Genomic DNA, 22,343 nt, shown 5'->3' with positions numbered 1-22,343 from the left:
TATGACGCCTGCACTGAATAAAATCGTCATCTTCGGCGTAGGCCTGATCGGCGGCTCGTTCGCGCGCGCCTTGAAACACGCGGGTGCGGTCGGCACCGTGGTCGGCATGGGCCGCTCGCCGGCCTCGATGGCGCGCGCGCTCGAACTGGGCATCATCGACGAAATCGGCGGCGACATGGCCGATGCCTTGCTTGACGCCGACCTGGTGCTGGTCGCCGCGCCCGTGGCGCAGACGGGCGCCATCCTGGCGTCCATCGCGCCGCATCTGCAACCTGCCACCGTCGTCACCGACGCGGGCAGCACGAAAAGCGATGTGGTGGCGGCCGCGCGCGCGGCGCTCGGTGGAAAAGTCGGGCAATTCGTGCCCGGCCACCCGATCGCGGGGCGCGAGACGAATGGCCCCGATGCGGCCATCATCGATCTATATCAAGGCAAGAAAGTGGTGCTCACGCCGCTGGCGGAAAATAGCGCCGCCGACGTGGAACGCGTGGCGGCCGCGTGGCGCGCCTGCGGCGCCATCCTGCATACCTTGACACCCGAAGAGCATGACAAGGTGTTTGCCGCCGTCAGCCATCTGCCGCATTTGCTGGCCTTTGCGCTGGTCGACGACATCGCCAACAAGCCGCACGCGGGCCTGCTGTTTCAATATGCGGCCAGCGGCTTTCGCGACTTTACGCGCATCGCCGGCTCATCGCCGGAAATGTGGCGCGACATCAGCCTGGCCAACCAGCCGGCGCTGCTGCATGAACTGGACGCCTACCTGGCGCAGTTGACGACCTTGCGCGCCCACCTGGCCGCGAATGACGGCGCCGCCATCGAGGGCGTGTATGCGAACGCCCAGCACGCGCGCCAGCAATGGATCGAGGCGATTGAAACGGCGGAAATGCCGGCCGCGCCCACACGATAAATACTCAAGGATTCCAGCATGACCCAGACCAAGCACTACCCCCACCATATCGATTTGAAGCCGGTGATGCATGCCGAAGGCACGGTGCGTTTGCCCGGCTCGAAAAGCATTTCCAACCGCGTGCTGCTGCTGGCCGCGCTGGCCAGGGGCACGACGAAGATCATCGACCTGCTCGCCTCCGACGACACCTTCGTCATGCTGACTGCCCTGACGTCGCTGGGCGTCAAATGGACGCAGGATGAACTCATCGGCGACCCGGCCACGGCGCACCAGGTGCATCACGTGGAAGGCTGCGGCGGCGTGTTCCCGCACCACGCGGCGGACCTGTTCATGGGCAACGCCGGCACGGCGATCCGCCCGCTGACGGCGGCGCTGGCCGTCATCGGCGGCGACTACACGCTGCAAGGCGTATCGCGCATGCACGAGCGCCCGATCGGCGACCTGGTCGACGCGCTGAACGCCGTCGGCACGCAGATCGAGTACACGGGCGAGCAGGGCTTCCCGCCGCTGCGCATCCGCCGCGGCCACATCCACGCGCAGCGCATCGCCGTGCGCGGCAACGTGTCGAGCCAGTTTTTGACGGCCCTCCTGATGGTGGCGCCGCTGATGGCGCGCGATCACGCGGTCACCATCGACGTGACGGGCGAATTGATCTCCAAGCCGTACATTGAAATTACCCTGAACCTGATGCGCCGCTTCGGCGTGACGGTCGAGCATGACGGCTGGCAGTCGTTCACCGTGCAGCCGGGCCAGCACTATCAAAGCCCGGGCACGATCCACGTGGAAGGCGACGCGTCGTCGGCCTCGTATTTTCTGGCGGCCGGCGCCATCGGCGGCGGTCCCGTGCGCGTGGAAGGCGTGGGGCGCGACAGCATCCAGGGCGACGTGCGCTTCGTCGAAGCCTTGCAGCAAATGGGCGCCACCATCACCATGGGCGAGAACTGGATCGAGGCGCGCTCGAACGGCGTGCTGAAAGCCGTCGACATGGACTTTAATCACATCCCCGACGCGGCCATGACGATCGCCGTGGCCGCCCTGTACGCGGACGGCACCTCGACCTTGCGCAACATCGCCAGCTGGAGGGTGAAGGAAACGGACCGCCTGACCGCCATGGCAACGGAATTGCGCAAGCTGGGCGCGGAAGTGGAAGAGGGCGCCGACTACCTGCGCGTGACGCCACCGGCCTCAATCGCCGCAGCGACCATCGACACGTATGACGACCACCGCATGGCCATGTGCTTCTCGCTCGCCTCGCTCGATGGCGCCGCCCGCCGCGGCAACGCCATGCGCATCAACGACCCGAAATGCGTGGCCAAGACCTTCCCCGAGTATTTCGCCGCGTTTGCGGGGATTGCCAAAGACAGTCTTATTTAACCGAAGGCAAATTTGGGGTCAGACCCGCCGGGTCTGACCCCAGCTCTTGTCTTGGGGTTTAGTTTTTTTAAAGTGACAAAATAATGCCAACCTCCAACATCCCAGTCATCGCCATCGACGGCCCCACCGCTTCCGGCAAGGGCACGGTGGCCCATCGCGTGGCCGACAAGCTGGGTTTCCATTACCTGGACTCGGGCGCGTTGTACCGCCTGACGGCCTTGAGCGCGCTGCGCCGCGGCACGGACTTGCGTGACGAGCACGCGCTGGCCAAGCTGGCCGAGCATCTGCCCTGCCATTTCGCGGGCGGCGAGATCTTGCTGGCGCAGGAAAACGTCACCGAGCAGATCCGTGCCGAAGAAGTGGGCAATACGGCGTCGAAAATTGCCGTATTGCCAACTGTGCGCCATGCGCTCGTGGGCTTGCAGCTGGGTTTTCGCAGGACGCCGGGTCTGGTGGCCGACGGGCGCGACATGGGCACGGTGATCTTCCCGCATGCCCAATTGAAGGTGTTCCTCACGGCAAGCGTCGAGGCGCGCGCGCAACGGCGCTACAAGCAATTGATAGACAAGGGTTTTTCTGCTAATATGGAAGACCTTCTGATGGATTTGCAGGCGCGGGACGAACGTGATACTCACCGTGCGATTGCGCCGCTGGTCCCCGCGGAAGGGGCGCATGTCCTCGATACGTCGGAAATGACGGCAGATGTTGCCGTCGAAACCGTGTTGAAATGGTATGCAGCTGCAGCAAAATAGCGTGTTGTTGTGCTATGTGGTGCCCGTTGACGGCTCCTGGCCTGTCCGGGTGTGTCAAAAACCTAACCCAGTTTAAGTCGCATGGTGCGATCTCTGCTGGATAACCTGTGTGAACCCTATGTCTACTGTTACAACTAACGAATCTACCGGTATGGAAAGTTTTGCTGCGCTCTTCGAGGAATCGTTGTCGCGTCAAGATATGCGCTCCGGCGAAGTTATTTCCGCTGAAGTCGTGCGCCTCGACCACAATTTCGTGATCGTGAACGCTGGCCTCAAATCCGAAGCATTCATCCCTGTCGAAGAATTCAAGAACGACCACGGCGAACTGGAAGTCAAAGTTGGCGACTTCGTTTCCGTGGCGATCGAATCGCTGGAAAATGGTTTCGGCGATACCATCCTGTCGCGCGATAAAGCCAAGCGTCTGGCTTCGTGGCTGGCTCTGGAAAAAGCGATGGAATCGGGCGAAATCGTCGTCGGTACCGTCAATGGTAAAGTCAAAGGCGGTCTGACCGTGTTGACCAACGGCATCCGCGCATTCCTGCCGGGCTCGCTGGTTGATACCCGTCCTGTCAAAGACACCACCCCATTCGAAGGCAAAACCCTCGAATTCAAAGTGATCAAGCTGGATCGCAAGCGTAACAACGTGGTTCTGTCCCGCCGCGCCGTCATCGAAGCTTCGATGGGCGAAGAGCGTCAGAAACTGATGGAAACGCTGAAAGAAGGTACGGTCGTGACCGGCGTCGTCAAAAATATCACCGACTACGGCGCGTTCGTGGATCTGGGCGGTATCGATGGCTTGCTGCACATTACCGACCTGGCATGGCGCCGTGTACGTCACCCGTCGGAAGTCCTGACGGTTGGCCAGGAAATCACCGCCAAAGTCCTGAAATACGATCAAGAGAAAAACCGTGTTTCGCTGGGCGTGAAACAACTGGGCGACGATCCTTGGACCGGTCTGTCCCGTCGTTACCCACAAAGCACCCGTCTGTTCGGTAAAGTAACGAACCTGACCGACTACGGCGCGTTCGTTGAAGTGGAACAGGGTATCGAAGGTCTGGTACACGTTTCCGAAATGGACTGGACGAACAAAAACGTTGCTCCTAACAAAGTTGTCCAACTGGGCGACGAAGTAGAAGTGATGGTTCTGGAAATCGACGAAGAGCGTCGTCGTATCTCGCTGGGTATGAAACAGTGCAAAGCCAACCCTTGGGATGACTTTGGCGTTACCCACAAGAAGGGCGATAAAGTCCGCGGCGCGATCAAATCGATCACCGACTTCGGCGTGTTCATCGGCCTGGCCGGCAACATCGACGGTCTGGTGCACCTGTCCGACCTGTCCTGGACCGAAACCGGCGAAGAAGCCGTGCGTCGCTTCAAGAAAGGTGACGAACTGGAAGCCATCGTTCTGGCCATCGATGTTGAGCGCGAGCGCGTTTCCCTGGGCGTCAAGCAACTGGAAGGTGACCCATTCAACAACTTCGCAGCCATGAACGACAAAGGCTCGCTGGTAACCGGCACCGTTAAATCGGTTGAGCCTAAAGGCGCCGTGATCCAACTGTCCGAAGAAGTTGAAGGCTACCTGCGCGCTTCCGAAATCTCGCGCGACCGCGTTGAAGATGCTGGTACGCACCTGAAAGTCGGCGATACCGTCGAAGCCATGGTGTTGAACATCGACCGCAAAGCCCGTGGTATCCAACTGTCGATCAAAGCGAAAGACAACGTGGAAACCCAGGAAGCCATGCAGAAGATGGCAGCTACCGACAACAACGCAGCTTCGGGCACCACCAGCCTGGGCGCCTTGTTGAAAGCTAAGTTCGATAACAAGAACTAAGACTGCGGATACGGCAGATGACAAAGTCCGAGCTGATCAACCGCCTCGCTGAGCGTTATTCTCAGCTGGTGGCGAAAGATGCGGAGTATGCCGTCAAGACCATTCTCGATGCGATGACCAACGCCCTGGCGACCGGTCAGCGTATCGAGATCCGCGGTTTTGGCAGTTTTGCCCTGAACAGCAGGCCCCCGCGCATCGGTCGCAACCCGAAATCCGGCGACAAGGTGATGGTTCCTGAAAAACGGGTGCCTCACTTCAAACCGGGCAAACAGTTGCGCGAGCGGGTGGACGCGATGGTCGGACAACCGATCATCGAGGATTAATCGTCTGCTGGAAGGCGGAAAATAAAGAGCGGCGTCCTTGGATGCCGCTTTTTTTTGTTAATATGCTGAGAATACTTGGCATAAGCTACTGCGCGTCGCGCTTTGCGGTCTGCGATGCTCACCGTACTTCAGTACGGTTGCGCTTCTCGGCCACAAATCACTGACGCTCGCTACGCTTCTGCCAGGCATTCCGAGGTTGTGCCATACGGCATTTTTTGTACTTTCTGGGCGTATCGATGAAAATCATCTCCACCATCGTTGGCTGTGTTCTTTTCGTCCTGTTCTTCAGCTTTGCGCTGAAGAATGCGCAGGTTGTCGACCTGCATGTTTTCCTCAATTATGAAATTCGCGGCCCCCTGGTCCTGATGCTGCTGGGCTTTTTTGTCGCCGGCGCCAGCCTGGGCGTATTGGCCCTGACGCCGACCGTGTTCCGTCACCGCCGCGAAGCGAGCAAGCAAAAAACTACCATTGCCGCGCTGCAAACCGTTGGCGTGCCCAGCAATGTCCAGCCGCAACCGGACAGCGTGAGCGCGCAGTAAGCGGCGCCGTCGCTCCTATCTCTCTTACTCGAATAAAAACAATCGCATGGATTTTGAACTCTGGTGGCTATTGGGTATCCCGGTGTTTTTCGCGCTGGGCTGGATTGCCGCGCGCGTCGACATTCATCAACTGGTGTCCGAATCGCGCAGCCTGCCGCGCAATTACTTCAAGGGCTTGAATTTCCTGCTCAATGAGCAGCACGACAAGGCCATCGATGCCTTCATCGAAGTCGTCAAGCTGGACCCGGAATCGGCCGATATGCACTTTGCGCTGGGCAACCTGTTCCGCCGCCGCGGCGAAACGGAGCGCGCCATCCGCGTGCACCAGAATTTGTTGGCGCGCCCGGACTTGCCGCTGGAACAGCAGGGCCATGCCGCCTACGAGCTGGGCATGGATTACCTGAAGGCGGGCTTGCTGGACCGGGCCGAGGAAACCTTCAACAGCCTGATCGACACGCAATATGCGGCCCAGGCGCGCCGCGCGCTGCTGGAAATTTACCAGCGCGAAAAGGAATGGCCGCGCGCCATCGAAGCGGCCGTGGGCTTGCAGGAATCGGGCGCCGGTGCGCGCCAGAAGGAAATCGCCCAGTTTTATTGCGAACTGGCGCATGACGCGCTGGTGCACATGAAGCCGGACGAAGCCATGCCGTTGCTGGAAAAAGCCCTGCAGACGGACCGCAAGAGCGTGCGCGCCACCATCCTGACGGGCGACGTGCTGCTGGCGCGCGGCGACGTGGAAGGCGCGCTGACCACCTGGCGCCGCGTGGAGCAGCAAAGCGTGCCGCACGTGGCCCTGGTGGCGCAGCGCCTGATGGATGGCTACACCAAGGTGGGGCGCGCGCAGGAAGGCGTCAACCTGCTGCGCTCCTACCTGGAAGAGGCGTCGTCGATCGACTTGATCGAGGTCGTCTTCAAGGCCGTGATCGAACTCGACGGCGTGGAAGCGGCGAAGCAGCTGGTCAGCGCCGAGCTGCGCCGCACGCCGACCCTGCTGGGCCTGGATAAACTGCTGGAAGCGCGCATGATGGATGCGCCGGCCGCCATCTGGTCCGAGCTGTCGATGGTGAAAAACCTCGTGCACGGCTACACGCAGAAGCTGGCCCGCTACCAGTGCAGCCATTGCGGCTTCAAGGCACGCCAGTTTTACTGGCACTGCCCTGGCTGCAACAAGTGGGAAACCTACCCGCCGCGCCGCACAGAAGAGCTCAACGTCATGAATTAACCCGACACGCCACCTTGCCATAGTGCAACGTGGCGTGTACTTGTTTGCAGCATCTATATTTACAAATACGTTTACAAATACGGCACAACCATGAAAATCACCATTATCGGCACGGGCTATGTGGGCCTCGTGACGGGCGCCTGCCTGGCGGAGCTGGGCAACGACGTTTTTTGCCTCGACCTGGACGCACAGAAGGTCGCCTTGCTCAACAGCGGCGGCATCCCCATCCATGAACCGGGGCTGGAAGAAGTCGTGGCGCGCAACCGCGCCGCCGGCCGCATGACCTTTTCCACCGATGTCGAGGCAGCCGCCGCGCACGGCGTGATGCAATTCATCGCCGTCGGCACGCCGCCCGATGAAGACGGCTCGGCCGACCTGCAATACGTGCTGGCGGCCGCGCGCGGCATCGGCAAGTACATGACGGACTTCAAGGTCATCGTCGACAAGTCGACCGTGCCCGTCGGCACGGCCGAAAAAGTACGCGCCGCCATCCAGGGCGAACTGGACGCGCGCGGCGTGGCCGCCACGTTCTCGGTGGCGTCGAACCCGGAATTTCTCAAGGAAGGCGCGGCCGTCGAAGACTTCATGCGCCCGGACCGCATCGTCATCGGCGTCGATGCCACGCCGGACGGCGAGCGCGCGCGCGAATTGCTGAAAATCCTGTATGCGCCGTTCAACCGCAACCACGAGCGCACCCACTGGATGGACGTGCGCTCGGCCGAATTCACGAAGTATGCGGCGAACGCCATGCTGGCCACGCGTATTTCCTTCATGAATGAACTGGCGAACCTGGCCGACAAGGTGGGCGTCGATATCGAAGCCGTGCGCCACGGCATCGGTTCCGACCCGCGCATCGGTCACAGCTTCCTGTACGCAGGCTGCGGCTATGGCGGTTCCTGCTTCCCGAAAGACGTGCAGGCGCTCGAGCGCACGGCGCGCGGCTATGGGCAGGAGTTGCTGATCCTGCGTGCCGTCGAAGCCGTCAATGACAGGCAGAAGATGGTGCTGGGCGGCAAAGTGGTCACTCGCTTCGGCGCAGATCTGACGGGCCGGCATTTCGCCGTCTGGGGACTGGCCTTCAAGCCGAACACGGATGACATGCGCGAAGCGTCGGCCCGCGTGCTGCTGGCGGACTTGCTGGCGCGCGGCGCCACGGTGGCCGTGTATGACCCCGTCGCCATGCCCGAGGCACGCCGCGTGCTGCAACTGGACTTGACGCCGGAGCAGTTCGCCAGGGTGCGCTTTGCCGACAGTCCGAAGGATGCGCTGCAGGACGCCGATGCGCTGGTCATCGTGACCGAATGGAAAGCCTTCCGCAGTCCCGATTTCGAACAGGTCAAGGCGCGCCTGAAGCAGGCCGTGATCTTTGACGGACGCAACCTGTTCGAGCCGGCCGTCATGGCCGAGGCGGGCATCGAGTACCACGGCATCGGCCGCTCGATCCTGACACGCGCATGAGCGCCCACGGGGTGGCAGCCTTGACGGCGCCGGCCGCGCTGGCCCAGGTGCGCATGCTGGTGGTGGGCGATGTGATGCTGGACCGTTACTGGTTCGGCGATGTCAGCCGTATTTCGCCGGAAGCACCGGTGCCCATTGTGCGTATCGAAAAGCGCGAAGAGCGCCTGGGCGGCGCGGCCAACGTGGCGCGCAACGCGGCCGCGCTGGGAGCGAAGACGGGCTTGCTGGGCGTGGTCGGCGACGACGAGGCCGGCAGCCAGGTCGAGCGTCTGCTCGAAGGGGACGGCATCCACAGCTATCTGCAGCGCGACGCGGCCATTTCCACCATCATCAAGCTGCGCGTGATCGGCCGCCAGCAGCAAATGCTGCGCATCGACTTCGAGGATGCACCGAGCGATACGGTGCTGCGCGACAAGCTGGCGCAGTTTAATGCCCTCTTGCCGCATTACGACGTGGTGATTTTGTCGGACTACGCCAAGGGCAGCCTGGTGAAAGTGGCCGAGATGATCAAGGCGGCGAGAACGGCCGGCAAGATCGTCATGGTCGACCCGAAAGGCGATGACTTCCGCCGCTATGCGGGAGCGTCAGTGCTCACTCCGAACAAGTCCGAGCTGCGCCGCGTGGTCGGCAACTGGAGCACGGAAGAGCAATTGACGGAACGCGCGCAGCAGATGCGCGCGCAGCTGGGCCTGGACGCCTTGCTGCTGACCCGTTCCGAAGAGGGCATGAGCCTGTACACGGCCGATGAGGTGCTGCACATGCCGACCGATGCGCGCGAAGTATTCGACGTCTCGGGCGCGGGCGACACGGTGATCGCCACCATGGCGGCCATGCTGGGCGCCGGCATGGGCCTGGGCGACGCCGTGCGTACGGCCAACCGGGCCGGCGGCATCGTCGTCGGCAAGCTGGGCACGGCCACGGTCACCCGCGAAGAGCTGTTCCCGCAATAAATATGCCGCTGTAGTCCGCATCTTGCCTGCGCCGGGCGTTTGATCTGGCGCAGGTTTTCCCGTCCTTCCGCTGTCCCGTCTTGTCAACCATATCACGTCACAGCCGTTAAAGCCGTTGAGGCGCTGTTCCTCCTTTGCGTTCGAGTCATCTTGAAACCACACCACGGAGAGATACCCATGTTCAAAAAAATACTGCTGGCCATCGTCACCCTGATCGCGACGATGGGTTTTGCCTTTGCCCAGGTCGATGTCAACAAGGCGGACCAGGCGGCACTCGACAGCGTCAAGGGCATCGGCCCCGTCACGTCGAAAGCCATCGTCGACGAGCGTACCAAGGGCGGCGCCTTCAAGGATTGGGCCGATTTCGAAAGCCGCGTGAAGGGTATCGGTCCGAAAAGTTCTGTGAAACTGTCGGAAGCGGGCTTGCAGGTGAATGGCCAGGCCAAGTCCGGCGCACCAGCGGCGCCCGCCCCGGCGGCGAAAGCCGCCCCGGTAAAAAAGGAAGCTGCTGTGAAGGAAGTTGCAGCGAAAGAAGCCGCACCGAAGCCAGCTGCTGCGACCGACACCGCTGCGGCGCCAGCCAAGACAGCCGCTGAGACGAAAAAAGAAGCTGCTGCTGCCAAGAAAGAAGCGAAGGCTGCCGCCGCTGCCGCGAAGAAAGAAGCGAAGCTGGCTGCCGCCGATGCGAAGAAGGCTGAAGCCGAGAAAAAGTAAGCGTGTTGCTGTAAAGCGTGTTGCGTGGTGGTGCCGCGCAGCACGAGAAGAAAACCCCGCGTGGTACCGGCCGCGCGGGGTTTTTTTTATGCGCCGCCACTTTGCCTTGCCGATGCGCCTACAGTTGCGACTCGATCGGCAGCCAGCGCATCACGGACACCAGCATGCGGCGCCAGAAGCCTGATTCCGGATCGTGCGTCCACACCTTGGCTGGCTGCTCGGTGGCGTCGGACCAGCGCAGGGCGCCGTTGTCGAGGAACAGGCGGTAGCTGGTGTCGCCCGAGGTCGAATGCAGGAACAGCGCGCGCATGTCGGACCCCAGCGCGGCATCGTTGAACAGCACGCCCATTTCCGTGTTCAGCTGGGCCGAGCGGGGATCGAGGTTGAAGGAGCCGACGAAGCCCCGCTGGCCATCGACCACCACGGCCTTGGTATGCAGGCTGGCACGGCTCGAACCCATCAGGCTGATGCGCTTGCGGTGCAGGGTCTTCAATTCATACAGGTCGACGCCGCCGCCCAGCAGCGCTTCGCGATAGCGCGCATAGCCCGCATGCACGAGGGCCACGTCGGTGGCGGCCAGCGAGTTGGTCAGCACACTGACCTTGACGCCGGCGGCGACCTTGTCGGCCAGGCTCCGCGTCAGCGCCGCGCCGGGCACGAAGTAGGGCGAAGTCAGCAGCGCTTCTTCGCGCGCCTCGGTCAGCAAGGGCAGCAAGCTGTGCATGAGCCAGTGCTCGCTGCGCTGCAAACTGGCCACGGGCGCGGCTTTTTCCGGCGGGTCCGACAGCACTTGCACCTGCGCGCTCCAGTGCAGCCGCAGCCGGCCATCGAGGTGGGCCTGCAGCTGGCCCGCATCAGTCAGTTGCCGCAGGTACGGCGAAGCGCCCAGTTCACCCGTGAGCGCATCGAGGCGGGCGCGCACAGCCTGCAGCTCCGGCGCACCCGCGTTCTTGCCAGCGTGCAAGGCGCCGATGGGGATGACGGCGCGGCTGTTCCAGAAGCGGTCGAAGATGTCGCTCGTCTGCTGCACGGCGGGGCCCACCAGCAGCAAGTCGGCATCCTGGAAATTAACTTGCTCGGCGGCATCAAAATATTCATCGCCGATATTGCGCCCGCCGACCAGGGCCACCCTGCCATCGACGATCCAGGCCTTGTTGTGCATGCGCCGGTTCAGGCTGACGGCGCGCAAGGCCATTTCCACGGCGCGCAACCAGATGCCGTCGCGGTTGCGGCCCGGATTGAAGATGCGCACGTCGATCAGCGGATGGCTGTCGAGTGCGAGGATGGCGGCGTCCTGGCCGCGCGCATTGATATCGTCAAGCAACACGCGCACGCGCACGCCGCGGTCGGCCGCGCGCAGCAGTTCGCGCACCAGCAGGCGGCCCGTGACGTCGTTATGCCAGATGTAGTACTGCAGGTCGATGCTGCGGCCCGCTTCGCGCGCGCTCAGGGCGCGCAGGGCGAACGCTTCCAGGTTGTCGTCGATCAGGGCCGTGCCGCTCTGTTCCTGGCGTTGCGCCAGTTGCGGCGCCAGCACACGGTCGAGCAGGGTGGCGCCGGCCGCCACGGGCAAGGCCGTACCCGGTGCTCCCAGCGACCGTTCGGCGAAGCGCCCGTAGCTGTACAGCGCAGCGATGCTGAGCCCGGCAAACAGGGTGGCCAGCAGCAGCAATTTGACGAGCATGCGGCGCACCGTCAGCGGACCGCGCGCAGGCTGAGACTGCGGCGTGCGGGTGGGAGGGTGGTCTGGCGCATGCGGGTGTCTTTCGTGAGCGGGACGGGAAGTGGCCGATTGTAGCAGTTTCTACAATGCACGATTTTCGGCCTGGAACATCCTTGCCTGCCGTCAAAAATGCGAGAATGGCCAGCTCAATCAATCATCGGGGGATGCAGGCATGGTACGGATTTTGACGGGAATGACGGCAGCCATGCTGTCGGCTAGTGTGGCGGCTGCGCCGGGCGCTGAACCGGCGCAGCCGCAGATCGAACGTGTCGTGGCGCAGATATCGCCGCAGCGCATCGAGGCGCATGTGCGCAAGCTGGTCAGTTTCCAGACGCGCCACACCATGTCCGATACCGTGTCCGACACGCGCGGCATCGGCGCGGCCAGGCGCTGGATCAAGGCGGAGCTGGAGCGCTGCGGCGCGCAGGCGGGCGGCCGCTTGCAGGTGGCGTTCGACAGCCATATCGCGCCCGTGTCGAAGCGCATCGCGCGGCCGACGGAAATCGTCAACGTGGTGGCGACCCTGCCGGGCAGCCAGCCGCAGTCGGCCGGGCGCATCTATGTCATCAGCGGCCACTATGACTCGCGCGCCACGGACGTGATGGATGCGCAGGGCGACGCGCCCGGCGCCAACGACGACGCCTCGGGCACGGCGGCCGTGATCGAGATGGCCTGCGCGATGGCGCGCTACCAGTTCGACGCCACGCTCGTCTTCATGGCGGTGGCGGCCGAGGAACAGGGGCTATTGGGTTCCGGCCACTGGGCGCAGCAGGCGAAGCTGAACAAGCTCAACATCGCCGGTATGCTCAATAACGACATCATCGGCAGTTCGCGCGCCGACGACGGCACGGTCGACGGTGGCCAGGTGCGTTTGTTTGCCGAGGGCATTCCCGCCTTGAGGGAAATGAGCGACGGCGTGCGCGCCCTGGTGTCCACGGGTGGAGAAAACGATTCCATTTCGCGCCAGCTGGCGCGCCATGTAAAACAGGTGGGCGAGCGCTATGTGCCCGGTTTCAAGGTCAACGTCATTCAGCGCGCCGACCGCTACCTGCGCGGCGGCGACCATATGCCGTTTCTGGCGCAAGGCTACGCGGCGCTGCGTTTCACGGAGCCGAACGAAGATTTTACCCACCAGCATCAGGATGTGCGCGTGGAAAATGGCGTGCAGTATGGCGACTTGCCGCAATTCGTCGATTATGACTACGTGGCAAAAGTGGCGCGCGTGAATGCGGCGGCCTTGGCCTCGCTGGCCCTGGCGCCGGCCGCGCCAGCCGGCGTGCAAGTGCGCACGGCGCAGCTGGAAAACGCCACGACCTTGCTATGGCAGCCGAACACGGAACCGGACCTGGCCGGCTACCGCATCGTCTGGCGCGCCACCACGGCAGACCAGTGGCAGGGCGCGCAGGACGTGGGCAATGTCACCGAGGCCAGGGTCAAGCTGTCGAAAGACAACTATTTCTTTGGCGTCCAGGCCATCGATCGCGACGGAAATGTCAGCGTGGCAACATACCCCATGCCCTTGCGCTAGACGTTGTTGACGGGCAGGCGGGCCAGAAAACCGTGGATCTGGGAAACGACTGCCGCGCCTTCGCCGACGGCGGCGGCCACGCGCTTGGTCGAGCCGGCGCGCACGTCGCCGATGGCGAACACGCCCGGCACGCTCGTTTCCAGCGCGGCCCGGTCCGGCAAGTCCGCTCGATACTCGGCGTGGCCATGGCCATGGGCGCGGCATTCCGCGCGCGTGACGTCGAAGCCCGTGCGAATAAAACCCTGTTCGTCCACGGCAACGGCGCAGTCATGCAGCCAGTCCGTGTTCGGATCGGCGCCCACAAAAAGAAACACGCGGCGCACGGCGCAGTCGCACTCTTCACCCGTCTGCTTGTTGCGCCAGCGGGCGCCCGTCAAGCCATCGTCGTCGCCTTCCAGGGCGATGATTTCCGTGTGCGTGTGCAAAATGATGTTGGGCGTGGCGGCGATGCGCTCGATCAGGTAGCTCGACATGCTGGCCGCCAGCCCTGCGCCGCGGATCACCATGTGGACTTTGGCCGCATGGCCGGAGAGAAACACTGCCGCCTGGCCGGCCGAGTTGCCGCCGCCGACTAAAATGATCTCTTCCTGCTTGCACAGCTTGGCTTCGATGGGCGAGGCCCAGTAATACACGCCCCGTCCTTCATATGTTTTCAGGTTGGCCAGCGAGGGGCGGCGGTAGCGCGCGCCGCACGACAGCACCACCGTGCGGGCGCGCACCTCGGTGCCGTCGCACAGGGTGACGCGCAGGGGCCAGGTGTCGCACAGCAGGCTGGCGGCGCTGGCCGGGGTGGCGATCTCGACGCCAAACTTTTGCGCCTGCACATAGGCGCGTCCCGCCAGCGCCCGGCCGGATATGCCGGTGGGAAAACCCAGGTAATTTTCGATGCGCGCGCTGGCGCCCGCCTGGCCGCCATACGCGCGCTGTTCCAGCGCCAGCACCGATAGCCCTTCCGAGGCCGCATACACGGCCGTGGCCAGGCCGGCGGGGCCGGCACCCACCACCAGCACGTCGAAGATCTTGTCGCCGGACAAATCGGGCAACATGCCCAGGCAGCGCCCCAGTTCCGCATTGCCGGGATTCTTCATGACCTTGCCATCGGGACAGACGACCAAGGGCCACTCCTGCGGCGTGGGCTGGTAGCGCTGGGCCAGCGCGGCGGCGGCCGCATCGCTGGCCGGATCGAGCACCGTGTGCGGGTGGCCATTGCTCGATAGAAAACTTTGCAGATGAAACAGATTGCCATTGCCGCGCGGTCCCACCAGCACGGGGCCGCCCGAATTCGATTCGATCAGGGCCACGCGGCGCAGGATCAGGGCGCGCACGATGCGTTCGCCCATCTCCGCTTCCGCCACGATCAGCGCGCGCAAGGATTCCGAACTGATGTCGAGCAATTCCACCTCGCCCACGGCGCTGCCGTTGACGAGGGTGGGGCGGCCGGACAATTGCGCCACCTCGGCAATGAAGTGGCCGACGCCCACTTCGCGTAGCTGCGACGCCTGCCCCAGCACCTCGTGGCGCGTGATGCTGACGCGTCCGGACAGTATCACCAGCATGCCGAAGCTGCTGCTGCCCGCCTCGAACAGGGTGGCGCCATCGGCAAAGCGCCGCCGTGTGCCATAGCGCTGCAAGCGCTGCAGTTCGAGCGCATTGAAGACGGGCGAGATCTGGTGGCTGCGGCCCTGCAAGTCGAGCGTGGCGAACTGGACGGGATCGTCCTGCGTGGTTTCGGGAATGAATTCGGGTGTGCTGCTGCTCATGACTGATCCATTGATTGAATAAGCAAATTACTAAAATAACTAACCGCCACGAGTCTAGCGCATGCGCGCGCGGCCCGCTGGCGCAGCGCGCGCGGCAACCCTGGCAGGGCGCAAAGCCAGGGAGCATGCGGACTGGCGCGCGGGTGGCCACGGTTGGGGCAGCCTGGCGGGGCGGCGGCTTTTAGCCATACGCCGTCCAGCATCTCATATTAGAATGGGTCTTTGTTGAAATTACTCAAACAGACACGATGGCTTACAAGACACTTGAAGATACGATAGGCAACACCCCGCTGGTGCAACTGACGCGCTTGCCGGGCGCCGATGCGATTGCGCGCAACAACGTCATCCTCGGCAAGCTGGAAGGCAACAACCCGGCCGGCTCCGTGAAGGACCGCGCCGCCATGTCCATGCTCAAGCGCGCTGAAGAGCGCGGCGTCATCAAGCCAGGCGATACCCTGATCGAGGCTACCAGCGGCAATACGGGCATCGCGCTGGCCATGGCCGCCGCCTTGCGCGGCTACAAGATGCTGCTCTTGATGCCAGACAATCTCAGCGTGGAGCGCCGCCAGAGCATGGCCGCCTACGGCGCCGACATCCTGCTCACGCCGAAGACGGGCGGCATGGAATATGCGCGCGACCTGGCCGAGCAGATGCAGAAGGATGGCCGTGGCATCATCCTCGACCAGTTCGCCAACGAAGACAATTCGCGCGCCCACTACGAAAGCACGGGACCGGAAATCTGGCGCGATACGCATGGCCAGGTCACGCATTTCGTCAGCGCCATGGGCACGACGGGCACCATCATGGGCGTGTCGCGCTACTTGAAGGAACAGAATCCCGCCATCCAGATTATCGGCGCACAGCCCGAGGATGGATCGCAGATTCCCGGCATCCGCAAGTGGCCGGAAGCGTACTTGCCGAAAATTTACGACAAGTCGCGCGTGGACCAGGTGGAATACGTGAGCCAGGGCGTGGCCGAGCGCATGGCGCGCAGCCTGGCGGCGGAAGAGGGCTTGTTCTGCGGTATCTCGGCGGCCGGCGCGTGCGAAATCGCGCTGCGCATCTCGCAAACGGTGGAAAACGCGACGATCGTGTTCGTCGTCTGCGACCGTGGCGACCGCTACTTGTCCACCGGCGTATTCCCAGCCTGATTGTTCAATTTTAAAATGGAAATTCGGGTCGGCCAGGACGGCCTGAAAATTACCCCCTCCCCATGGCGGGGAGGGAAAACCTGCGAAACTGGCAGGATCAGCCTTGTGGCGTTTCGCCTTCTTTTGGCTTGAATTGCTTGTCGCTGATGCGGAATTTGTTACGACGGTCACCCATCAGGTAACGCAGGTCGCGGATGCTCAGGTCGCTGACTTCGTGCATGCGGATCAACAGCGATGCGCCGACCGGCAGGCGGTGGTGGCGGATTTTGCTGATGACCGGTGGCGCCACTTCCAGCGCGCGGGACAGTGCTGCGTCGTTTTTCAGGCGCAGGTTTTCGATCAGGGTATCGAGCAATCTGTTTGGGTTGTATTGAAGCAGATCGTCGGAGTCCGAATCGCTGTTCATATCAATGCCGACTTGGTTTGTCATGATGTTAATGTTCCTTCTGTAGTTGCACTGCAAAGTAAAAAACACTCGGAGCTCGCTCTTGCTGCGTTCATGTTCATTCTTTACTAAAAGGAACGAATTCACACACGGTACGATCCGGGATACAGTTTTTCATGATATATACACAATTGTACAGCAGGATTCCATTTCAGGCCGGAAAGCTCTGTAATCTTGCTTTGGATAAAATGGGTGTTGTCACGTTGCAACACCTATTTATTCTTTATTATGCTCTATGATAGAACAAAAATTGTACTTTGACAAAAGTTAAGTATAAAACCATTTCTGTATTCCGTGCCGCACAAAGGCTGGCGAGCGAGGCTGGCACATGTTATCGGCCCCACCATAGACCTGTTTGCTGGTCGCTTCAACATCGCTTACGCTTTCTTACAAGTAATATTATAACTTTACACCGACTTTCGGTTAGCGTGCGCGCACTTGGCTGATGGCCTTGCCCAAGTCGATCACTGACATGGCATAAAAATAACTTCTGTTGTACTGAGTTATAGCAAAGAAGTTATTGGTTGCCAAGTGATACTCAGTTGCTTCTGAACCATTTTGCAGATCGATCAGGCCATATAACATGTTCTGGGGCGTGGCTGCGACCGTACTCACGCCCGCTTCCTGCAACTCTTCCAGCCGGTACTTGGCTTGCAAGCCCTGGCCGATGAACTTTTCCCAGGCGTGGCTGGACGAGACGGTGACGCGATACGTGCTGATGGCCGGGTCATCGCGCCGCCAGCCGTGTTCGACGAGGAAATGCGCCACGCTGCCGATGGCGTCGGCGGTGGAGTTGCGCAAGTCGATATGACTATCGCCATCGAAGTCCACCGCATATTTCATGATGCTGCTCGGCATGAACTGGGGCAGGCCGATGGCGCCCGCATATGAGCCGAGCAGGGTCAAGGGATCGATGCCATCCTTGCGTGCGTACAGCAGCGCATTTTCCAGTTCGCCCTTGAAAAATTCCATGCGCGCGGCGCGCGTCGGGCTTTCCGGATAGGAAAACGCCAGGGTCGTCAGCGCGTCGAGCACGCGGAAACGGCCCGTGTTGCGTCCGTACACGGTTTCCACGCCGATGATGCCGACGATGATCTCGGCCGGCACGCCATACTCGCGTTCGGCGCGCGCCAGCGCTTGCGCGTTCTCTTCCCAGAATTTCACGCCCGCATTGATACGCACCGGCTCGATGAAGCGGGCGCTGTACGCTTGCCAGTTCTTCGGCTTGCCCGGCGGCGCCGGTTTCATCAGCTGCACCGTCGACTCGACATAGCGCACCTTGCCGATCAGGGTATCGAGTTCGGCGCGGTCAAAGCCATGCTTGGCGGACATCTCGTCGAGGAAGGCGCGTACTTCTTTCCAGTTGGCATAGTCGACAAACTCGCCTTCGAAGTCGAATTTCGCCGGTGCTTTTTTGGCCGTTGCCTTGGCGGGCGGCGCCTTGGCCGCGCGCACGGCACGGGCGCGGTCAGCGGCGGAAATGTTGCTGTTTTCACCAGCGTGCGCGGTGGACAGGCACAGGGGAAGGGAGAGGAGCAGGGACAGGGCGGAGGTTTTGATCGGTAACAAGGAGCGTCTCATCGGCATTGGGTTAACAGGTGGCGCAAGCTGCGCCGCGCGCGGGATTGTTCATCTGGGTTGGCATTACCATACTTCATCGTGGCATAGATTGCCAGAAACTGTGCGATGGCGGCGTGCGCCTTGGGTGTGGCCTTGCCTGCGGCCAGCCGTGCAGCATAACCGTGCGGCCCTTCATGCGGCGCACGGCTGTAGCCGCGACGCGCCTGCTGGCGGCAAAACTGCAGGTACAGGGCGTCGAGCGGATCGCCTTGCCGCGTTTGCCGCCACCAGGCCAGTGCGCCGACTACGGCGGACAGCAGGGCCAGCACGGCGCAAGCGAGTGCCAGGGTCGTCGCCGGCAGGTTTTTCAAGCGATCGAGCATGGCGCGCTGGCGTTGCGGCGTGGTGTCGAGCACCCAGCTGCTCCAGGCCTGCTCGGCTTGCTGCCATTGCTGGCGCCACGCGGCAAGCGCCCCTGTCGCGCCGCCATCGAGGCCGGCCAGGGCGCGCCAGGCCGTCAGCGGCGACGCGGCCGCTGGCAGGGCGGCATCGAGGTTGCGCTCCGTGCGCAGGGGCGCGACGGCGCTGGTGGGGTCGATGCGTACCCAGCCCCGGCCCGCCAGCCACACTTCGCTCCAGGCATGGGCGTCGGACTGGCGCACGCTCAGGCTGTTGTCGCTAGCGTTGCGCAGGCCGCCCTGGTAACCGGTGACGACGCGCGCGGGAATGCCCATGGCGCGCATCAGCACGACAAAGCTGCCCGCGTAATGTTCGCAAAAGCCCGCTTGTGTTGTAAACAGGAAGTCGTCGACGCCATGCTTGCCCAGCAGCGGCGGCTGCAGGGTGTAGCGGAATGGCGCGTGGCGGAAGTGCTCCAGCACGGCGGCGATGGCGTCGGCGGGCGCCAGCGCGTGCGCGCCGCTGCCGCGCAGTGCGCGGGCCCAGGCGATGCTGCGCGGGTTGCTGCCAGCGGGCAAGGCCAGCCATGGCTGCTGCTGGGCCAAAGGCAGCTTGGCCTGCAGCCGGTAGCGCGCTTGGGAACTGACGCGGTAATGCACGGTCGAAGTAATGGGCTGTATGGTCAGCACTTCCAGCGCGGACGAGACGACATACGGATTGCCGGGCAGACGCTCGATGCTGCGCGGCACATCGAGCGCGAAGATGCGCCGCTGGCCGCTCGCTGGCAAGGTCACTGCATAGTGGCTGGGCGGCCCTTCCAGCGCGATGTCGATGCGGCTGTCGCTGGCAGGCGCGCGTCCCTTCGCGCCCCGGCGCGTCCAGGTGGCGCCGTCGTAGTCGCCCAGCACCACGCCGCGCCAATACAGTTGGTCTTGCGGCGGGAGCGGCGTGGAAAAGCGGGCCGTGAAGACGGGTTCGCTTGACAGGGCCAGCGAGGCGATGGCGCCCGGCTGCATGCTGTCGGACAAGCCCGTGCGCGCTTGCGCGCCCTCGTGCGGCGCGCCCCACAGGGGGCCGTCGGGGCGCGGCACGGCAAGAAACATCACGGCCGCCAGGGGAAGGGCCAGTGCCAGCATGCGTCCCAGCAAGCCCAGCCTTTGCGCCAGGCGCGGCTGCACGGCGCCGTACTGGGCCGACAGCAGGGCCGCCAGCAGCACGAGGACGGTGGCCAGCATCCAGGCGGCGCCGAGGATGCCTTGCGTATGGAAAAAGTTCGCCAGCAGCAAAAAGAAACTGAGGAAGACGAGCACGAAGATATCGCGCCGGCCATGCATTTCCAGCGACTTCAAGGCCAGCAGCAGGGCCAGCAGGGCCACGCCGGGATCGCGTCCCAGCACGGTGCCATAGCTGGCGTACACGCCGGCGATGCCCAGCAGGGCCAGCGGCGCCAGCACGGCGAGCGACGGCTGGCGTCGGCCCCGCACGGTAATGACGGCGCGCCACAGCAGCGGTGCGGCTGTCGCTACCGACAACCATGGGGGCAGGTGCAGCGCGTGCGGCGCCAGCACCATGGCGGCGGCCAGCAACAGCAGCACAATGTCGGCCTTCTCGCGTGGCAAGCCGCTCAGCCAGGCTTTCATGGCGCCGTCCGGTCTTGTGGCAGATCATGCAGGGCCAGCGCGCGCAGGCAGGCGTCGCGCTGGCTGGCGCCCAGGGCGGGCGTTAGCGTTAGCGCGCCCAGGCGCAAGCCATACGGCAAGCCCGTGCGTTCCGCCTGCAGTACCCAGGCGGTCAGGCGCGACAGGCGCGCTTCCGGCGCCAGCGCGTGCAGGGTGGCGTGCTCAAGCATGAGGCTGCCATGGGACGCGCCCGCCGGCGCGTCGGCGCCAGGCTGGAATTGCTTGCTGAATAAATGCTCGCCATCATGGCGGGCGATCTGGCGCCAGGCCAGGCGCTGCAAGGGGTCGCCCGACTGGTAGGCGCGCACGCCGGCCAGTTCCAGGGTGCCATCGGGCGAGTCTGGCCAGTCTGGCTGCCGTTCCTGCTGTATTGTGCCGGCCGGCCAGGGCAGCGGCGGCGCATCTTGCTCGGGCTGCGGATACACGAGCACGCGCGCGTCGGGCTGCCAGTGGCACCATGCCACAAACAGGCCCAGCGGAAAACTGCCGGACAGGCGTACGGCTGGCGCATTGAGCCAACCCCGTTGCCGGGCCGGCATGCCGATGCTGATGGCCGTTTCGCCGTGGGCGGCGATATCGGCCAGGCCGGGCGCCGCCGACGCGCCGCTCGCCGCCAGGCCGATCGCATGGCGCGGGCGGCTGCTGCGGTTGATCAGGCGCAAGGTGAACAAGGCGTGGCTGCCCGCAAACACGGGCTTGCCCGGCGTGGCGGCCAAGGCCAGGCCCGCCAGGTTGCGGCTTGTAAACAGCATGTCGGCGATGGCGCAGGCGGCCGCGAAATACGTGAGCGCATAGCCCAGGCCCAGGCGGTAATTGACGGCGGCGATCCACAGCGCCAGCAGCAGCGCGGCAAACGCCAGGCCCGCGCGCGAGGGACGGATGTGCACGCGCTGCGCGCCCAGCCAGGGGCGTGCCGGCAGCCATGGAATCGTGCGCCAGCGCATGCCGCTCAGACGGGGATGCTCAACAGCAGATGCCGCAGCAGCGCGCGGCTGTCCGTGGACCCTTGTGCCGCATGCAGGCGGTGGGCGCAGACGGGCAGCAGCACGGCTTGCACATCGTCGGGTGTGACGTGGTCGCGTCCGGCCAGGGCGGCCCAGGCGCGTGCCGCCTGCAGCAGGGCCAGCGCGGCGCGCGGGCTGAGGCCATCGGCAAACACGCCGGGCGCGCGCGTGGCGTGCACGAGGGCCAGCACATAGTCGACGACGGCGGGCGAGGCGTGGATGGCGCGCAGGCCTGCTTGCGCCTGCAGCAATTCTTCCGCGTTCATGACGGCCGGCAAGGTTTGCAGCATGGCGCGGCGGTCGGCGCCCAGCAGCAGCGCCCGTTCGGCGGCCGCATCGGGGTAGCCCAGGGTGACGCACATGAGAAAACGGTCGAGCTGCGATTCGGGCAGGGGGAAGGTACCCAGCTGATGCGCGCAGTTCTGCGTGGCGATGACGAAAAACGGCTGCGGCAGCGCGTGCGTGACGCCATCGAGCGTCACTTGCCGCTCTTCCATCGCTTCCAGCAAGCCCGATTGCGTCTTCGGCGTGGCGCGGTTGATCTCGTCGGCCAGCAGTACTTGCGTGAACAGGGGGCCTGGATGAAAAATGAAACTGGCGCTGGCGCGGTCATACACGCTCATGCCAGCCACGTCGGCGGGCAGCAGATCGCTGGTAAATTGCTGGCGCTTCCATTGCAGGCCCAGCGAGATGGCCAGCGCATGCGCCAGCGTGGTCTTGCCCACACCGGGCACGTCTTCGATCAGCAGGTGGCCGCCCGCCAGCACGCAGGCGAGGGTCTGGCGGATCTGCAATTGTTTGCCGACGAGAACTTCGCCGATTTGCTGTGCGGCCTGGTGTATTTTCGAAAACATGTTATTTCTATCACAGTACAACGGATTATTTAATTTACAATCGCTTTGGCCAGGTCAAACGGCGCCGCCCGCCAGCTGCGCGCTCGTGGTAGATTAGAGTGACAGCAAAGGTGGCACAGACCAGCCAGTGATTTTATGCGAGAACGCGCAGGGCGAACAGGAATGCCATG

At 63.4% G+C, this 22,343-nt stretch carries 19 protein-coding genes; 12 read left to right on the top strand and 7 right to left on the bottom strand.

Annotated elements, in window-relative coordinates:
* The first annotated feature begins 1 nt into the window (after window position 1).
* From KY494_RS11305 to KY494_RS11260, 10 genes are all read left to right on the top strand, one after another.
* Window positions 2–907, top strand: a complete 906-nt coding sequence (locus KY494_RS11305; RefSeq protein WP_219890990.1) for a prephenate dehydrogenase/arogenate dehydrogenase family protein — start codon at window positions 2–4, stop codon at window positions 905–907.
* Between the two features lie 18 nt (window positions 908–925).
* On the top strand, window positions 926–2,281 hold the full coding sequence (gene aroA / locus KY494_RS11300) for a 3-phosphoshikimate 1-carboxyvinyltransferase (RefSeq protein ID WP_219890989.1): 1,356 nt from the start codon (window positions 926–928) through the stop codon (window positions 2,279–2,281).
* 83 nt (window positions 2,282–2,364) lie between these two features.
* Window positions 2,365–3,033, top strand: coding sequence for a (d)CMP kinase (gene cmk, locus KY494_RS11295; protein ID WP_219890988.1), 669 nt, complete (start codon window positions 2,365–2,367; stop codon window positions 3,031–3,033).
* Between the two features lie 151 nt (window positions 3,034–3,184).
* A complete protein-coding gene (gene rpsA, locus KY494_RS11290) occupies window positions 3,185–4,864 on the top strand; it encodes a 30S ribosomal protein S1 (RefSeq protein WP_034751798.1) in 1,680 nt (559 codons plus the stop codon).
* 17 nt (window positions 4,865–4,881) lie between these two features.
* A complete protein-coding gene (locus KY494_RS11285) occupies window positions 4,882–5,187 on the top strand; it encodes an integration host factor subunit beta (protein ID WP_008446215.1) in 306 nt (101 codons plus the stop codon).
* 236 nt (window positions 5,188–5,423) lie between these two features.
* Window positions 5,424–5,726: a lipopolysaccharide assembly LapA domain-containing protein gene (locus KY494_RS11280; RefSeq protein ID WP_076567441.1), complete on the top strand. Its 303-nt coding sequence runs from the start codon at window positions 5,424–5,426 to the stop codon at window positions 5,724–5,726.
* A 46-nt stretch (window positions 5,727–5,772) separates the two neighbouring features.
* On the top strand, window positions 5,773–6,948 hold the full coding sequence (lapB, locus tag KY494_RS11275) for a lipopolysaccharide assembly protein LapB (protein ID WP_071078964.1): 1,176 nt from the start codon (window positions 5,773–5,775) through the stop codon (window positions 6,946–6,948).
* Window positions 6,949–7,038: 90 nt separating this feature from the next.
* Window positions 7,039–8,406, top strand: a complete 1,368-nt coding sequence (locus tag KY494_RS11270; RefSeq protein ID WP_219133274.1) for a UDP-glucose/GDP-mannose dehydrogenase family protein — start codon at window positions 7,039–7,041, stop codon at window positions 8,404–8,406.
* Entirely contained in the window at window positions 8,403–9,356 is a 954-nt protein-coding gene (rfaE1, locus tag KY494_RS11265) for a D-glycero-beta-D-manno-heptose-7-phosphate kinase (RefSeq protein ID WP_219890987.1), read from the top strand. Before KY494_RS11270 ends, rfaE1 begins: the two co-directional genes overlap by 4 nt.
* Window positions 9,357–9,533: 177 nt before the next feature.
* The gene (locus KY494_RS11260; protein WP_219133276.1) at window positions 9,534–10,070 is read left to right on the top strand and encodes a helix-hairpin-helix domain-containing protein; all 537 of its coding nucleotides are present in this window, start codon (window positions 9,534–9,536) and stop codon (window positions 10,068–10,070) included.
* A 118-nt stretch (window positions 10,071–10,188) separates the two neighbouring features.
* On the opposite strand, the gene KY494_RS11255 is transcribed toward KY494_RS11260, so the two are convergent.
* Window positions 10,189–11,754: a phospholipase D family protein gene (locus KY494_RS11255; protein WP_219890986.1), complete on the bottom strand. Its 1,566-nt coding sequence runs from the start codon at window positions 11,752–11,754 to the stop codon at window positions 10,189–10,191.
* A gap of 211 nt (window positions 11,755–11,965) precedes the next feature.
* Here KY494_RS11255 and KY494_RS11250 point away from each other — a divergent pair, with 211 nt between their 5' ends.
* The gene (locus KY494_RS11250) at window positions 11,966–13,321 is read left to right on the top strand and encodes a M20/M25/M40 family metallo-hydrolase (protein WP_219890985.1); all 1,356 of its coding nucleotides are present in this window, start codon (window positions 11,966–11,968) and stop codon (window positions 13,319–13,321) included.
* Here KY494_RS11250 and KY494_RS11245 read toward each other — a convergent pair.
* Window positions 13,318–15,081 carry an FAD-dependent oxidoreductase gene (locus KY494_RS11245; RefSeq protein ID WP_219890984.1) on the bottom strand — a complete coding sequence of 588 codons (1,764 nt, stop codon included), beginning with the start codon at window positions 15,079–15,081 and terminating at the stop codon, window positions 13,318–13,320. The two genes, KY494_RS11250 and KY494_RS11245, sit on opposite strands and share 4 nt — an antisense overlap.
* 248 nt (window positions 15,082–15,329) lie before the next feature.
* On the opposite strand from KY494_RS11245, the gene cysM reads away from it, so the two are divergent.
* A complete protein-coding gene (cysM, locus tag KY494_RS11240) occupies window positions 15,330–16,232 on the top strand; it encodes a cysteine synthase CysM (protein ID WP_116743505.1) in 903 nt (300 codons plus the stop codon).
* Window positions 16,233–16,329: 97 nt separating this feature from the next.
* Here cysM and KY494_RS11235 read toward each other — a convergent pair whose 3' ends face one another.
* From KY494_RS11235 to KY494_RS11215, 5 genes are all read right to left on the bottom strand, one after another.
* A complete protein-coding gene (locus tag KY494_RS11235; RefSeq protein ID WP_034751784.1) occupies window positions 16,330–16,662 on the bottom strand; it encodes a hypothetical protein in 333 nt (110 codons plus the stop codon).
* Window positions 16,663–17,100: 438 nt separating this feature from the next.
* The gene (mltB, locus tag KY494_RS11230) at window positions 17,101–18,264 is read right to left on the bottom strand and encodes a lytic murein transglycosylase B (RefSeq protein ID WP_219890983.1); all 1,164 of its coding nucleotides are present in this window, start codon (window positions 18,262–18,264) and stop codon (window positions 17,101–17,103) included.
* On the bottom strand, window positions 18,255–20,276 hold the full coding sequence (locus KY494_RS11225; protein ID WP_219890982.1) for a DUF3488 and transglutaminase-like domain-containing protein: 2,022 nt from the start codon (window positions 20,274–20,276) through the stop codon (window positions 18,255–18,257). The genes mltB and KY494_RS11225 overlap by 10 nt, the downstream gene beginning before the upstream one ends.
* Complete coding sequence (locus KY494_RS11220) at window positions 20,273–21,259, bottom strand: DUF58 domain-containing protein (protein ID WP_219890981.1); 987 nt, start codon at window positions 21,257–21,259, stop codon at window positions 20,273–20,275. Before KY494_RS11220 ends, KY494_RS11225 begins: the two co-directional genes overlap by 4 nt.
* A gap of 5 nt (window positions 21,260–21,264) precedes the next feature.
* Entirely contained in the window at window positions 21,265–22,173 is a 909-nt protein-coding gene (locus tag KY494_RS11215; protein WP_219890980.1) for a MoxR family ATPase, read from the bottom strand.
* Between the last annotated feature and the right edge of the window lie 170 nt (window positions 22,174–22,343).

Source organism: Janthinobacterium sp. PAMC25594, from assembly GCF_019443505.1.
Lineage (GTDB): Bacteria > Pseudomonadota > Gammaproteobacteria > Burkholderiales > Burkholderiaceae_D > Janthinobacterium.
Note: the sequence above shows the minus strand (reverse complement) of the source record. Positions and strands in the feature narration are given on the sequence as shown.